Source organism: Neisseria dumasiana (assembly GCF_022870885.1).
GTDB classification, from domain to species: domain Bacteria; phylum Pseudomonadota; class Gammaproteobacteria; order Burkholderiales; family Neisseriaceae; genus Neisseria; species Neisseria dumasiana.
In genome coordinates this window covers 2047547-2061750 of sequence record NZ_CP091509.1, presented here as the reverse complement: position 1 = coordinate 2061750, position 14204 = coordinate 2047547, and the positions used below count along the sequence as shown (strand labels likewise).

Here is a 14204-nt window from a genome sequence, read left to right as displayed (position 1 = left end):
GTGTTAATCCAGCGTAGTGATTTTGGGATCCAGCCGTAGAAATTCGCACAAGGGGTGCATAGGGGGCTTTCCAGCTTTGATTTGGTCTTTGTTTCTTTTCATTAATTCCCCCCATTCTTTAAAGGCAATTCCCGCCTTTGCCGGATCATGCATACCGTTGGGGTTGGCTTTCGCGCTGTATTTTAACGGATCGCTGTCGGCTCGGTGCAAATCTCGGGTATGCAGTTTCCACAAATCTTTGCGCAGCTTTTGGGCAACCGCTTTGCTTTCGGTAAAAATACCCAATTCGGTATCCACCTGCATACTGCGGGTGTTTAGATTGGCTGAGCTGATTACGGTAAATACGTCGTCGATAACGGTTACTTTGGAATGGACATAAACCTCTTTCCAAGCATTGGATGCTGTTAAGGTGCAAACATGTATTTTTACCCCCAGTTCTTTTTTCAGCCGTTTTACCATATCAGATTCACGAATTTCTTCGGCTTCTTTGGTGTAAGGCTGATATTTTTCTCCCGAGTATTCTGCGCCTTGGTTTAACAGCTCTTCCCTACGTTTCTGAAATTCGGCTTCTTGCTTGGTATCAAGACGACGGCTTGGATGGGTCGATGATGCAGACAGTGCCAAGCTCAAGTTTTTGACTTCGCTTTTTCTTTCTGTAACCCCAACATTCGGCATCACATCCTGCCGCCCTAATTTTTCCAACATCTTGTTGGTAGTAAATGTACCTTTGCCCAACCCGTCGTCTGAACTGTTGGTTATGGCAAACCAATGAATAGGCATACTGGCAGGCCTTCCCTGTTTGCGCAGATTCTGCCAGTGTTGGATAAATGCTTCTGCCAATACCGGCCATCTGAAATACTGGTTTTCGGTATAGATATAGCTGGAGATTTTTTTAATATTTTGTAAGTAAATCTTTTTTATGTCTTCAATGTCGGGCTTGTCGTATGTGCGCAGAATTTGCGCCATAAGCGGTGTGCCTAAAGATTTATTTAACGGGTATTGGTCGAGAGTTAGTTTTTTTCTTTTTTCTTCCAGTTTTTCATTGCTGACGCGATCCCATGCTTGGCAGAAGTTGCGGTTGATAAACCACAAAACTTCACCGCTGACAATGCTGGATACATCTTGTAAAGGTACTTCTACATTTTTACCTTTATCGGGGGATGATGTTCTGCCGTAAAAATGGCTATTATCATCCCAATAATTGTCAACCATATTATGCTCAAGCACAAAACCTATCGCCTGAGAAGGTTTGCCGATATCAATCGAAACGGTTTTTTGATGGTGAGAAGGAAATTTATTCAATATAAATTTGGCATTTTCCGGTAGTTCTTTATCTAAGTAGTTATTTTTTTGATTCGCAACACTACGAGTACGAAATTGCAGGTTTTTTCTTGCTTGTGATTTGGAAAATTCGATTAGTAAAGGATATTTATGCTGCAAGTTGTATTGTTTTTGCATGTTGATTTTAACCGTATCATTGTCTGCTCCTTTAGGGCTTTGATACATTGTATGCAGCTTTCCTTCAATTGCCAGATACCACTTTGCATCATAATCCCGTTGATTTTGTGTAACACCTGGTACACCGCTTTTATAGACGCTTGGTGCATTTCCCATATTGGCTTCTTGAAAAGTTTGCAGCTTGGCAGGCATGCTCCAAACCAGCACGCGAACCTCTACACCCGCATTTGCTTTTTCAATCAGTAAATCGCCAATGCATTTGCTTTTACCGTCTCTCTTGAAATGCATGGAGGGTTGAAACCCCCATATGGCAATATCAATCGATGAGCTGGCTTTTTCAATTTTTTCGTGAAGTGTTGTAAATGCTTCTTTTCCATTAATCAATGGTTTGAACGTTGCTGCTACAGGAGGAGAACAATCTCCTGTTTTGTCTAAAAACCAGCTCATGGAAACATTGGTGCCCAATTTTGTTTTTGTGGCTGTTGCTGTCGTGCATTTACTCATTTTCAGACTCCTCGGAATCTTGTTTGCCATTAATAATTTCAAAGTATTTTTTTGCCTGTTGTAACGGAGAAAGTTTTAAGCCGTTATATTTCAAGGCATGGAAACCCTGATTGGTTATCTCGTCTCTTGAGGTATTTTTTTTAAATTCGTCTGCAATCGGTATTACGAATTCTGTTCCGTTCGCAAAAACAATTTTGTACCTGCTTGTCGGTATTTCATGTTCAATATTGATATAACCTGTCCTGTCTGTTACGCCTTTTTGGATTTCTGCACCGTCAGCGTAAAGTGTATATGGCATACCTATATAGAAATTATTCGAATGTGGAGATTGGCGTAAACTAATACGCATCGGACGCTTAGGTAAGGTTTTAGGCCATTCCGGGTGGGTGATACTGATATTATTCGGCCCCATCACCTGAAACCCCGCGCATTTCACCCACACCATTTTCGGACAGCCCAGTTCGATGTTTCCGTCTTTAATCTTGATGTACGCTCCGCCGCTGGTGAGCAGGATTTCGTCTTTTGCCGCTACGGTCACTTTGCCGGCGCTGCTGGTAACAGTGGCATCTTTCAGGGCATTGATCTGCATCTCGTCGTTCTGTGCCTGAATCTCCACTTTGCCCTGATTGGCCTGTAACTTTGCGCCGCTGCTCTGTGCAAACAGGTTGACGCTTCCGACCGCATGGGCGGTGAAATTGCTGCCGGCACTGATGTCGGCGTCGCCGCCGCTGATGTGGTGGATGTGTTGGCCGGCGGTGTGCAGTTGGCTTTGCGGGGTAGCGGTGGCGATGCCGTCGGGGGCGGACAGTAAAATCACTTGTCGGTATAAGTCTTTAATACAGTTTTTCAGACGGCCTTCCTGCTCTTCGGTTAAGGTTCCTTCCGCTTTGGCTACATTGGCTGCCTTATTCAGGCTCTTCGCTAATGACAATGCCTGTTCCAAATTGGCAATGGCTTCGTCGCGGTTCAATACCGTTCCTTGTGCACCGCTTTGGCCGTCTGAAGAGATAAACAAGCCTTTCCCTGCCCTAACCGCACCCCAGCTGTCGGTACGCAATTCAAAGCCTTCGCCGTTCTCGCCGCGTTTTTGCCTTTGGCTGTCGACGATATGGCCGAGGTTGAGTTGGGTTTTGCCGTATTCGGTCGCCAGTTTGATGTGTTCCTGACCCTGTTTGTCTTCCATCCGCAGTTTGTTGTTCGCCCAAGTACGGATGACGTTGCGGGTATTCCAGTCGGCGGGAACATGGTCGGGGTGGGAACTGTCGTGCATCACGCCGCTGATGTAGGGTCTGTCGGGATTACCCTGTACGAACGACAGCATCACTTCGGTGTCTTCGTGTAAGGGGAAGTGTTGGCCGTAGTCGGAGCCGGCATAGGGTTTGGCCAGGCGGATGGGGCGGCTTTCTCCGCCGGGGCTCCATTCGTCGAGGTCGAACGGCAGTTTGACGCGGTAACGGCCCATGCTGTCGATATAGGCGTAGGTGTAGTTGCCGGGGCTGGTGACTCTGGCGGGAAGGCTGCCCTGGATCTTGGGTAACGGGGTGATGCGTTCGGGGCGGAAGATGCTGTCGGCGGGGATGGCGGTGAAAGTATGGCTGTATGCTTGGTCGCGGCTGCCGCTGTGGGTGAGCGACACGACCAACCAGCCGTTGAGGGCTTCGCTGAAGCTTGGGGCCGTCTGAAACACTTGGCCGGGACTAAGGGCGGTGATGTTGCCGCTGCCGGATGCGACGATACGGCGGCTGTGGTCGAGCTGTTGCAGTAAGGCCGTCTGAAGTTGGGCTTCTTCGGGTGTTTTTTGATGCAAACCCCAATGGCTGTCGCTGCCGAGTAAGACGCTGCTGTCGGTTTCCGTACCCTTCGCCGTTACTGCGGACGATAAGTCGGTATCGGCATCGCGGTAGTTGTAGTCGCCGACGCGGATGGATTCGAGAATCGGGTTGTGTTTTACTTGTAAGGCGAACACCGCTTCCTTGCCGACGCTCTCCAATCCGCCGTGGGGGCGGTAGGGATAGGGGGAGGTGTGGTTACGAAAATAATGGGCGGTATCGTCGCCGAATACCGCCACATCGCCATATTGGGCATTCTGCTCGAAGGCGTACCAAATCCCTTCTTCTTCGCACAGCCGGTTGATAAAGGCGAAATCCGATTCCTGATACTGGGTCACATACTCGCGCACACCGTATTCGCGTGAGGTATTGAAACGGAAATCGACGCCGGAGAAGCCGTGGTGTTTCAGCAGCGATGAAATAATGTCGGGAACGTTTTGGTTTTGAAACAGCCGCGAAGTGCGATGATGCTTTAATGCGGCGATGCGCGGTTCCAATACCATGCGGTAACGGGTCTCGTCGGCCGATACCGACAGCTTCTCGCACGAAGTGATGATGCCGCTCCATTCCTTCAGCGCTTGGGGGGCGATCATTCCTTCGATCAGTCCCAATGCATCGCTACTCACCGGCGTTACCGTAAACTTGGCCGCTTGGTTGATGTAGGACGACAGCGGTAAGTCGGCATCGACTGAGGTGAGTTCGATGTCGAGACGGTAGGCTGTATTGAGGGCTTCGGTGGCAGTGAAGGAGACGACGGAGAGGGAGGGAGTGAAGCGGGAGAAGCTGAGACGGTAGGATTGGGTTTGGGTCATCGCGGGCGTTCCAAAGCTGTATTCAAAGTATCGGGATTGAAGATGTATGTTTTGGAAATATATCAGAATGAATATTTTTGCCCAATATGGGTATGACAAAAGGCCGTCTGAAACAATGAGCGTTTCAGACGGCCTTGTACATCGTGTTTTGATGATGCTACCATCGGTAAGGTCTGTATCTATATAATAAACATTTAATCGGATAAGTTCATGCAGAGCGGGTTTATTTTCTATAACAAATAAACTTTATTTCTGCTACGTCGTTGCTTTGCCTTGCTGCCTGTATCAAAAATAAGGTTATTTGCTATATTTGTTGCCGCATGCTGATTTCATCCGATTAATTAAAAAAGGAGAAAACATGATGACTTTGCCGCATTCCGACATTGATGAAAACGGTTTGCTCGAATATTCGGTGGTTTATACCGACCGTGCCTTAAACCACATGTCGCAAAAGTTTCAGACGGCCTTACGCTATATTTCCGCCACGTTGAAAAAGGTCTATAACGCCGAACATGTCGCCGTGATTCCCGGTAGCGGATCGTCGGGCATGGAAGCGGTTGCCCGCCAGCTTGCCCGCGACGAAAAATGTTTGATTGTGCGTAACGGTTTTTTCAGCTTCCGTTGGACACAGATTCTCGAAAAAGGCCGCATCGCCGCCGATACTAAGGTGTTGACGGCCAAGCAGCCTGCTGATGAAACCCAAGCGCCGTTTGCACCTGCACCGATTGAGGAAGTGTGTGCGGAAATTGCCGCATACAAGCCTGCGGTTGTGTTCGCGCCGCATGTAGAAACGGCTTCGGGCATCATGTTGCCCGACAGCTATATTCAGAAGCTGGCCGAGGCCGCCCATGCGGTTGGCGGTTTGCTGGTTATCGACTGTATTGCTTCGGGCTGTATTTGGCTCGACATGGAAAAACTCGGCATTGACGTGTTGATTTCCGCCCCGCAAAAAGGGTGGAGCGGTTCTCCGTGCTGCGGTTTGGTGATGTTGAACGAAGCTGCTTATGCCAAAGTGCAGGCCACCGAGTCTGACAGTTTTACGCTGGATTTGAAAAAATGGTTGCAAATCATGGAGGCTTTTGAAAACGGCGGTCATGCCTATCATGCCACTCCGCCTACCGATGCCTTGCTCAAATTGCACGATGTGATGAAAGAAGCGGAAGCCGTCGGTTTCGATAAGCTGAAAGCCGCGCAAACCGAATTGGGCGGCAAAATACGGGCGTTACTTGCCGAACACGGCTACCCCAGTGTAGCCGCCGAAGGGTTTGAAGCTCCCGGCGTGGTGGTCAGCTACACCACCGATACCGATATTCAAAGCGGCAAAGCCTTTATTACGCGCGGTATGCAGATTGCTTCGGGCGTGCCGTTGCAATGCAGCGAAAGGGGTGATTTCCAAACATTCCGTTTAGGGCTGTTCGGCTTGGATAAATTGCAGAACATCGAACGCACGGTTCAAACTTTTGAAGAGGTTTTGAAAACAATATGATGCCGTCTGAAAATATTTTTCAGACGGCAGCGGATTCAAATTTGAAGTGCAACTTTCCACAACAGAAAAAGGCCAGTATGCGGTAGCATACGGCCTTTCCTGCAAGAAAGATTGCATATGAGCTACACACAACTGACCCAAGACGAACGATACCACATCCAATACCTGTCCCGCCACCACAGCATCAGCGAAATCGCCAAACGGCTTAACCGCCATAAAAGCACCATCAGCCGCGAAATCAAACGGCACTGCCCGCAAGGGCAGCAATACAGTGCCAAAAAAGCCCAACAGCAAAGCCGGCTTACCAAGCAGCGCAAAAGAAAGCCCTATAAGCTCCATTCGCAGCTGATCCAACACATCGCTACCCTCATCCGCCGCAAACTCAGCCCCGAGCAAGTGTGCGCCTATTTGCACAAACACCACCAAATCACACTCCACCACAGCACCGTCTATAACTATCTGCGCGACGACAAAAGCAACGGCGGCACTTTGTGGCAGCATCTCAGAATATGCAGCAAATCCTACCGTAAACGCTACGGCAGCACATGGAGCAGAGGCAAAGTACCCGACCGCATAGGCATTGAAAACCGACCCGCCATCGTCGACGAAAAATCCCGTATAGGCGACTGGGAAGCCGACACCATCGTCGGCAAAGATCAGAAAAGCGCATTATTGACACTGGTCGAACGGGTTACCCGCTACACCATTATCTGCAAATTGAAGAACTTCAAAGCCCAAGATACGGCCAATGCCGTCATTCGGGCGCTGAGGGCGCATAAAGACAGGGTGCACACCATCACCATGGATAACGGCAAGGAATTCTACCGCCACACCCGAATAGCCAAAGCATTGGCGGCTGAAACCTATTTCTGCCGTCCTTACCGTTCTTGGGAAAAGGCGCTGAATGAAAACACCAACGGACTCATCCGCCAATACTTCCCCAAACAAACGGATTTCCGCAACATTAGTGAGCGGGAAATACGTAGGGTTCAGGATGAGCTGAACCACCGGCCAAGAAAAACACTTGGCTATGAAACGCCAAGTGTTCTATTCTTGAATCTGTTCCAACCACTACTGCCTGAGTGTTGCACTTGAAATTAGAATCTAAGGGCCTGATGGATACCGACAGAACCTTGCAAAACTCAGACAGCCAACCCGAGAGTCGGCCTGAAAAGCCAAAGGCCGTCTGAAAACGGGTTTTGCGGGGTTCGCTCCGGCCTTTCCCAAACAGCCATCCGGCTCTGACCATTGAACTTTAAAGACGAAAGTCTGCAATCGTTACTGACTTTGTCAAAGTTTCCGGCAATAAGTTCGATGCGGTTTTACAGTGCGGCTTCTTCTTTGGGGGAAGGGCTTTTCTTGAATTTCAACACCGCTTCGGATTTTTTATTATCCCAATCTATGCGCACAAAACCGCCGTCTGCAAGTTTGCCGAAGAGAAGCTCGTCGGCCAGTGCCTTGCGGATTTTTTCTTGAATCAAGCGACCCATTGGGCGGGCACCCATTTGCGGGTCGAAGCCTGCTTCTGCCAAGTAGCGGCGCAATGCCGGAGTGAACTCGGCTTCCACTTTTTTATCCAGCAGTTGCTGTTCGAGTTGCAGCAGGAATTTATCCACCACTTTGGCGATAACTTGCGTATCAAGGGGCGCGAAGGGAATGATGGCATCCAAACGGTTGCGGAATTCCGGCGTAAACTGTTTGTTGATGGCTTCCATTTCGTCGCCGCGCTGGCGTTTTCCTGCAAAGCCGATAGCCGGTTTGCTCAAGCTATCCGCACCTGCGTTGGTGGTCATGATGAGGATAACATTGCGGAAATCGGCGCTCTTGCCGTTGTTGTCGGTCAGCTTGCCGTAGTCCATCACTTGCAGCAGCACGTTGAAAATATCGGGATGGGCTTTTTCGATTTCATCGAGCAGCAGCACGCAGAAAGGCTGTTTGTTTACTGCTTCCGTGAGCAGGCCGCCCTGCTCGAAACCGACATAGCCCGGAGGAGCGCCGATTAAACGCGATACGGCGTGGCGTTCCATATATTCCGACATATCAAAGCGTTGCAGCGGCACGCCCAATGAATAGGCAAGCTGTTTGGCAACTTCGGTTTTGCCCACGCCGGTGGGGCCGGAAAACAGAAAGCTGCCGATGGGTTTGTCGGGTTGCCCCAAGCCGGAACGCGCCATTTTCACGGCGGCCACCAGCGCTTCAATGGCGTTGTCTTGGCCGAATACCATGTTTTTCAAGTCGCGCGCCAGATATTGTAATACCTGTTTGTCGTCGTGGGAAACGGTTTTTTCGGGAATGCGTGCCACTTTGGCAATCACCGCTTCGATTTGCGCTTTGCCGATTACTTTTTTCTGTTTCGATTTCGGCAGAATCTTTTGCGCCGCGCCTGCTTCGTCCATCACATCGATGGCTTTGTCGGGCAGAAAACGCTCGTTGATATAGCGTGCCGACAGTTCGGCGGCAGCTTCGAGCGCGCCGGAGGTGTAGCGCACTTGGTGGAAATCTTCAAACATCGGTTTTAAGCCGCGCAGAATCTGCACGGTTTCGGCAATGCTGGGTTCGATGACGTCGATTTTTTGGAAACGTCGGCTTAGGGCGTGGTCTTTGTCGAAAATCGTGCGGTATTCGTCGTAAGTGGTGGCACCTATGCAGCGTAACTGCCCTTTAGCCAAAGCGGGTTTCAGCAGGTTGGAAGCATCCATGGTGCCGCCGGATGTGCTGCCTGCGCCGATGATGGTGTGGATTTCGTCTACAAACAGAATGGCTCCGGGTATCTTGGCCAGTTGTTTTAAGACGGCCTTTATCCGGGCTTCGAAATCGCCGCGGTATTTGGTGCCGGCGAGTAATGCGCCCATATCCAGCGAAAACACTACGGCATTGTGCAATGTTTCGGGTACGCTGCCTTTGACGATCAGATGCGCCAAGCCTTCGGCCAGCGCGGTTTTGCCCACGCCTGCCTCACCGACCAAAATGGGGTTGTTTTTCCGGCGGCGGCATAAAATCTGTATCAGTCTTTCCATTTCGGCGCGGCGGCCGATGAGCGGGTCTATGCGTCCGGCCAGCACTTCCGCATTCAGGTTGACGGTGTAGGATGCCAATGCGTCGCTGCTTTCACGCTCGGCCGCATTGCTTTCGTCGTCTTGCTGCTCGCTGTCGGATGCTCCTTCAGACGGCACGCCGTGCGCCAAACAGCGCAGAATGTCGTAGCGGGTAACAGACTGCAATTGTAAAAAATACACTGCATGGCTGTCGGTTTCGCTCATCAGCGCCACTAAAACGTCTAAAGGTTTCACGCTTTGTTTTCCGGCCGATTGGGCATGAACCATCGCCCGCTGCAACACGCGTTGGAAGCCCAAGGTAGGCTGGGTTTCGGTTTTGTCGAACAAGTGCTCGGGCAGCACGGGCGTGTTATCGACCATGCTGCTGATCAGCTGTTCCGAAAGCACGCCGCAGTCGGCGCCGCATTTGCTCAATACGTCGTGCACTTCGTCGTTTTGCTCTATCAATGCTAGCAAAAGATGCTCAAGGCTGATAAATTCATATTTTTGCCTGCGTGCATCGGTGTAGATTGTTTGTAAAATCTGTTCAAGCTCGGCTGAAATCATTTAAACCTCCTCAACGGTACATTGCAGCGGGTGGCCTTCTTCGCGTGCCAGCCGCATGACCTGCTGTTGTTTTGTTTCGGCGATATCGCGCGGGTAAACGCCGCACAATCCTTTGCCTTCGTGGTGAACCAGCAGCATCACGGCCACTGCCCGTTCTTCGGACATCATAAATATTTCTGTTAATACTTTAACAACAAAATCCATAGTCGTGTAATCGTCGTTGAGAAGATACACGCCGTAGCGTTTGGGTGGCGATATGCGGCTGCGGTTCAGTGTTTCCGTGTCTGTATTGTGCCGGGTGTCGTAGTTGGTCATATTAAATCTTTAAAGAATTTTTTGGAGGCGGTTTATGTTGTTTTTTGCTTTATTTTAATAAATTTTGACTTTTTTCCCAAACACTACTTGACTACACACCTTAACATAGGTAAAAAGCCTTCTTAGGCAGAGCTTGGCATCCAATATAAAGCATAATAGTTTGGGAGAAACTCGAAACTTTTAGGTTTTCAGCGTTGCCTGAATTTGCTGTTTTTTGTTAATTTTTTTAGTATAGGAAGTTCAATGGCAACCGGTATTGTTAAATGGTTTAACGACGCTAAAGGTTTTGGTTTCATCACTCCGGATGAAGGCGGCGAAGATCTGTTCGCTCATTTCTCTGCGATCAACATGGAAGGTTTCAAAACCTTGAAAGAAGGCCAACGCGTTTCTTTCGACGTTACCACCGGCCCTAAAGGCAAACAAGCTGCTAATATTCAGGCTGCTTAATTCAGATATTGCCGGAAAACCCGGTAACTGATCACTATCTTAATGGCGGGTTGCAAAACCTGCCATTTCTTTTTTTATTTTAATTTTATCTTTGCAATACGGGCCCCTGTTATGCCGAACGCCTACGAAGAATATCAAACTGCTTTGCGGCAAATCGATGAGTTAATTGCTTATCTGCGCAGCCATCAATCGCCGGCATGTGCGTTGGCGGAAGAGGAAGATGCGGTTCTGATACGTCTTGCCGATTGGAAAACCGATCTCAGGCCGCAGCATCGGGCGGCTATGCTCGAAATAGGGCGTTATTACCAACAGTATATCGAATCGGGCGGGCAATCATGAGTATGCGTATCCGGCCGGGCATTTACCGCCACTATAAAGGCAATCTTTATGAAGTGGTCGGTTTGGCGCGGCATTCCGAAACGGAAGAAGAGTTGGTGGTGTACCGCGCGCTCTACGGTGATTACGGCTTATGGGTGCGTTCTGCCGAAATGTTTGCCCAAACGGTGGTGCATGAAGGCCGAACCGTAGAGCGGTTTTCGTGTGTTCGGGTTTTTTGAGCTACCCTGAATTTGCGCCAAATACATAACCATTTCTTTTTTCAGACGGCCTTCTGCTAGAATAGGCCGTCTGAAAATCATTCATTGAAACATCATTATGAGTATCGCCAACAATAAAAAAGCGTTTCACGACTATTTTATCGAAGACCAAATCGAAGCGGGCTTGGTGCTGGAAGGCTGGGAAGTGAAGGCTATCCGTGCCGGACGGGTGCAGTTGAAAGAAAGCTATATCCATTGGAAAAAAGATGCTTTTTATCTGGTGGGTTGCCATATCACCGCGCTGCCCACGGCTTCTACCCATGTTAAACCCGATCCTGTGCGCCAGCGCAAACTGTTGCTGAAACAATCCGAAATCAACAAATTAATCGGCAAAACCGAGCGCGCTGGTTATACCATTGTGCCGTTAAACATGCATTACCACCGCGGTAAAATCAAAATGGACATCGGCTTGGCAAAAGGTAAAAAACAGCATGACAAACGCCAAAGCATGAAAGAAGCTGATTGGAAACGCGAGAAACAACGCTTGATGAAACACGCAGGCTAAGGGCCGTTTGCACATGCTCAGGTTTCAAGCCTGAGCCGAGAATTTTTGAACACTTGATTTACATTGCAAAGGAAATACGATGAAACACAAAACTTTATCTTTCACTCTGGTGGCTTTGGCGTTGAGCGCGTGCGGTACGACCAAAGTCAGCGTTGCCGAAAATCGGGCGGACGAATTGAAGAACATCAAACGCATCTGCATTATTCCGAATGCCAAACGCACGCCTTACGGCTTGGAAAAAGTGATTGCCCGTTCGTTGCAAAAACAGGGCATTGCATCGGAAATTGTGGATATGGCCAATAACCGCCAGCGTCTTTACCAGCCGGAATGCCGTTACAACCTGCGCTATATTTCTGCCGGCAGCCCGCAAACCATTAAGAAAATTACCATGATTCTGCGCACGCCCGATTACAGCGTTGCTTCGCTCGGCTACAACGTCAACAGCGAGCAGGCATACCTGCGTTCGCCCGATTTGCAAAAACAGACCGATGGGATTGTTGCGCGCTTGCTGGGTAAAAAAGCGCAATAATTTCTGCCAGCCCCTTTTCAGACGGCCTGCACGGAACAATAATGCAGGCCGTCTGAACACATTCGGAGCGTAAACATGCGCCATTCGTCACTTGCTTTGCCTTTGTTTCTGATTATTGCGGGCGCGGTTTGGTTTCTCAAAACCACCGGCATCCTGCCGCCGACCGCCACCTTGATTGCCGCCGGTTTGTGCATAGGCGGTATTGCCGTTTTGCTGATAGACGGCATAAACAAACAATCCGTCGTATCCGGGCCGCTGTTGGTCTATATCGGTGCCGCAGTGTATCTGAAAAGCCAATACCTGCTCGGCTACTCGCCGCTGATTGCTCTGGGCATGATGGTTCTCGGCTGCCTGCTTCTGCTTTCCCGCAGCAGTATCGTACCTTACAAGCACCCCAAATTGCCCGAGCGTTAAGCCTGCCCGCTTACTGCAAAACACCCGTCAGGCCGTCTGAAAAAATGGTACAATAACGCCTTTTTCAGACGGCCTGCTTGTTATAGTTTGCACCGCAAAACCCTATCCGAAGAAATTGCCATGAACCAAGACAAAATCCTCATACTCGATTTCGGCTCCCAAGTTACCCAGCTCATCGCCCGCCGCGTGCGCGAAGCCCACGTTTACTGCGAACTGCATTCCTACGACATGCCTTTGGAAGACATTAAAGCCTTCAATCCCAAAGGCATTATTCTTTCAGGCGGCCCCAATTCCGTTTACAACTCCGATTATCAGGCCGATACCAGTTTGTTCGATTTAGGCATTCCCGTGCTCGGCATCTGCTACGGCATGCAGTTTATGGCGCACCATCTCGGCGGAGAAGTGTCGCCCGGCGACCAACGCGAATTCGGTTACGCCCAAGTGAAAACCATCGACAGCGAACTGACCCGCGGCCTTTCAGACGGCCAGCCTAACACACTCGACGTATGGATGAGCCACGGCGACAAAGTATCCAAGCTGCCCGAAGGCTTCTGCATCATCGGCGATACACCGAGCTGCCCCGTTGCTATGATGGAGCACGCCGAAAAACAATTCTACGGCATCCAATTCCATCCCGAAGTAACCCACACCAAACAAGGCCGTGCCTTGCTCAACCGCTTCGTGCTCGACATCTGCCGCGCACAACCTAGCTGGACGATGCCCAACTACATCGACGAAGCCGTGGCCAAAATCCGCGAGCAAGTCGGCAGCGACGAAGTGATTCTCGGCTTGTCCGGCGGCGTGGATTCTTCCGTAGCCGCCGCGTTGATCCACCGCGCCATCGGCGACCAACTCACCTGCGTATTCGTTGATCACGGCCTCTTGCGCCTGAACGAAGGCCAAATGGTAATGGACATGTTCGCCCGCAATTTAGGCGTAAACGTGATTCACGTTGATGCCACCGACGATTTTATGGGCAAACTCGCCGGTGTTCCCGACCCCGAACAAAAACGCAAAATCATCGGTGCCGAATTCGTAGAAGTGTTCCAAACCGAAGCCGGCAAACGTCAAAACGCCAAATGGCTGGCACAAGGCACGATTTACCCCGACGTGATCGAAAGCGCCGGTGCCAAAACCAAAAAAGCCCATGCCATCAAGAGCCACCACAACGTCGGCGGCCTGCCCGAAACCCTCAACCTGAGGCTGCTCGAACCGCTGCGCGACCTGTTTAAAGATGAAGTGCGCGAACTCGGCGTAGCCCTCGGCCTGCCGCGCGAAATGGTGTACCGCCATCCCTTCCCCGGCCCCGGCTTGGGCGTGCGCATTCTCGGCGAAGTGAAAAAAGAATACGCCGACCTCCTGCGCCGTGCCGACGATATTTTCATCCAAGAGCTGCGCAATACCTTCGATGAAAACGGCACTTCATGGTACGACCTCACCAGCCAAGCCTTCGCCGTGTTCCTGCCGGTAAAATCCGTCGGCGTGATGGGCGACGGCCGCACTTACGAATATGTGGTGGCGCTGCGTGCCGTTGTTACCAGCGACTTCATGACCGCACATTGGGCCGAACTGCCTTATTCGCTGCTCGGCAAAGTGTCCAACCGCATCATCAACGAAGTACGCGGCATCAACCGCGTGGTGTACGACGTAAGCGGCAAACCGCCTGCCACGATTGAGTGGGAATAACGGTTTAAACCGTTTCACAAA

Annotated in this window: 13 protein-coding genes; 9 read left to right on the top strand and 4 right to left on the bottom strand. The window is 50.3% G+C overall.

The window, feature by feature from the left end:
• Nucleotides 1-3: 3 nt before the first annotated feature.
• Both LVJ88_RS09645 and LVJ88_RS09640 read right to left on the bottom strand, forming a co-directional pair.
• Nucleotides 4-1962 (bottom strand): phospholipase D-like domain-containing protein, encoded by a 1959-nt coding sequence (locus LVJ88_RS09645; RefSeq protein ID WP_085418871.1) that lies wholly within the window; start codon nucleotides 1960-1962, stop codon nucleotides 4-6.
• A complete protein-coding gene (locus LVJ88_RS09640; protein ID WP_085418872.1) occupies nucleotides 1955-4603 on the bottom strand; it encodes a type VI secretion system Vgr family protein in 2649 nt (882 codons plus the stop codon). The genes LVJ88_RS09645 and LVJ88_RS09640 overlap by 8 nt, the downstream gene beginning before the upstream one ends.
• Before the next feature lie 358 nt (nucleotides 4604-4961).
• Between LVJ88_RS09640 and LVJ88_RS09635 the strand changes: the two genes are divergently transcribed.
• Both LVJ88_RS09635 and LVJ88_RS09630 read left to right on the top strand, forming a co-directional pair.
• The gene (locus tag LVJ88_RS09635; protein ID WP_198941588.1) at nucleotides 4962-6089 is read left to right on the top strand and encodes an aminotransferase class V-fold PLP-dependent enzyme; all 1128 of its coding nucleotides are present in this window, start codon (nucleotides 4962-4964) and stop codon (nucleotides 6087-6089) included.
• A 117-nt stretch (nucleotides 6090-6206) separates the two neighbouring features.
• Complete coding sequence (locus LVJ88_RS09630; protein ID WP_244694145.1) at nucleotides 6207-7184, top strand: IS30 family transposase; 978 nt, start codon at nucleotides 6207-6209, stop codon at nucleotides 7182-7184.
• Nucleotides 7185-7411: 227 nt separating this feature from the next.
• Here LVJ88_RS09630 and clpA read toward each other — a convergent pair whose 3' ends face one another.
• Together clpA and clpS are read right to left on the bottom strand one after the other, a co-directional pair.
• Nucleotides 7412-9691: an ATP-dependent Clp protease ATP-binding subunit ClpA gene (gene clpA / locus LVJ88_RS09625; protein ID WP_085356996.1), complete on the bottom strand. Its 2280-nt coding sequence runs from the start codon at nucleotides 9689-9691 to the stop codon at nucleotides 7412-7414.
• Nucleotides 9692-10006 carry an ATP-dependent Clp protease adapter ClpS gene (clpS, locus tag LVJ88_RS09620; RefSeq protein ID WP_054600514.1) on the bottom strand — a complete coding sequence of 105 codons (315 nt, stop codon included), beginning with the start codon at nucleotides 10004-10006 and terminating at the stop codon, nucleotides 9692-9694.
• Between the two features lie 243 nt (nucleotides 10007-10249).
• Between clpS and LVJ88_RS09615 the strand changes: the two genes are divergently transcribed.
• From LVJ88_RS09615 to guaA, 7 genes are all read left to right on the top strand, one after another.
• A complete protein-coding gene (locus LVJ88_RS09615) occupies nucleotides 10250-10453 on the top strand; it encodes a cold-shock protein (protein ID WP_002217533.1) in 204 nt (67 codons plus the stop codon).
• A 111-nt stretch (nucleotides 10454-10564) separates the two neighbouring features.
• Entirely contained in the window at nucleotides 10565-10792 is a 228-nt protein-coding gene (locus tag LVJ88_RS09610) for a hypothetical protein (RefSeq protein WP_085418927.1), read from the top strand.
• Nucleotides 10789-11010, top strand: coding sequence for a DUF1653 domain-containing protein (locus LVJ88_RS09605; RefSeq protein WP_085418924.1), 222 nt, complete (start codon nucleotides 10789-10791; stop codon nucleotides 11008-11010). The genes LVJ88_RS09610 and LVJ88_RS09605 overlap by 4 nt, the downstream gene beginning before the upstream one ends.
• A 97-nt stretch (nucleotides 11011-11107) precedes the next feature.
• On the top strand, nucleotides 11108-11554 hold the full coding sequence (smpB, locus tag LVJ88_RS09600; RefSeq protein WP_085356999.1) for an SsrA-binding protein SmpB: 447 nt from the start codon (nucleotides 11108-11110) through the stop codon (nucleotides 11552-11554).
• A 79-nt stretch (nucleotides 11555-11633) separates the two neighbouring features.
• A complete protein-coding gene (locus tag LVJ88_RS09595; protein WP_054600517.1) occupies nucleotides 11634-12083 on the top strand; it encodes a hypothetical protein in 450 nt (149 codons plus the stop codon).
• A gap of 75 nt (nucleotides 12084-12158) precedes the next feature.
• Nucleotides 12159-12497 (top strand): hypothetical protein, encoded by a 339-nt coding sequence (locus tag LVJ88_RS09590; RefSeq protein ID WP_054600518.1) that lies wholly within the window; start codon nucleotides 12159-12161, stop codon nucleotides 12495-12497.
• A gap of 120 nt (nucleotides 12498-12617) precedes the next feature.
• The gene (guaA, locus tag LVJ88_RS09585; RefSeq protein WP_085418926.1) at nucleotides 12618-14183 is read left to right on the top strand and encodes a glutamine-hydrolyzing GMP synthase; all 1566 of its coding nucleotides are present in this window, start codon (nucleotides 12618-12620) and stop codon (nucleotides 14181-14183) included.
• Nucleotides 14184-14204: the final 21 nt, after the last annotated feature.

What these genes read in the sequence shown, in the direction of transcription:
- LVJ88_RS09645 (WP_085418871.1), bottom strand. Translation starts at nt 1,962, where the DNA reads ATGAGTAAATGCACGACAGCAACAGCCACAAAAACAAAATTGGGCACC.
- LVJ88_RS09640 (WP_085418872.1), bottom strand. Translation starts at nt 4,603, where the DNA reads ATGACCCAAACCCAATCCTACCGTCTCAGCTTCTCCCGCTTCACTCCC.
- LVJ88_RS09635 (WP_198941588.1), top strand. Translation starts at nt 4,962, where the DNA reads ATGATGACTTTGCCGCATTCCGACATTGATGAAAACGGTTTGCTCGAA.
- LVJ88_RS09630 (WP_244694145.1), top strand. Translation starts at nt 6,207, where the DNA reads ATGAGCTACACACAACTGACCCAAGACGAACGATACCACATCCAATAC.
- clpA (WP_085356996.1), bottom strand. Translation starts at nt 9,691, where the DNA reads ATGATTTCAGCCGAGCTTGAACAGATTTTACAAACAATCTACACCGAT.
- clpS (WP_054600514.1), bottom strand. Translation starts at nt 10,006, where the DNA reads ATGACCAACTACGACACCCGGCACAATACAGACACGGAAACACTGAAC.
- LVJ88_RS09615 (WP_002217533.1), top strand. Translation starts at nt 10,250, where the DNA reads ATGGCAACCGGTATTGTTAAATGGTTTAACGACGCTAAAGGTTTTGGT.
- LVJ88_RS09610 (WP_085418927.1), top strand. Translation starts at nt 10,565, where the DNA reads ATGCCGAACGCCTACGAAGAATATCAAACTGCTTTGCGGCAAATCGAT.
- LVJ88_RS09605 (WP_085418924.1), top strand. Translation starts at nt 10,789, where the DNA reads ATGAGTATGCGTATCCGGCCGGGCATTTACCGCCACTATAAAGGCAAT.
- smpB (WP_085356999.1), top strand. Translation starts at nt 11,108, where the DNA reads ATGAGTATCGCCAACAATAAAAAAGCGTTTCACGACTATTTTATCGAA.
- LVJ88_RS09595 (WP_054600517.1), top strand. Translation starts at nt 11,634, where the DNA reads ATGAAACACAAAACTTTATCTTTCACTCTGGTGGCTTTGGCGTTGAGC.
- LVJ88_RS09590 (WP_054600518.1), top strand. Translation starts at nt 12,159, where the DNA reads ATGCGCCATTCGTCACTTGCTTTGCCTTTGTTTCTGATTATTGCGGGC.
- guaA (WP_085418926.1), top strand. Translation starts at nt 12,618, where the DNA reads ATGAACCAAGACAAAATCCTCATACTCGATTTCGGCTCCCAAGTTACC.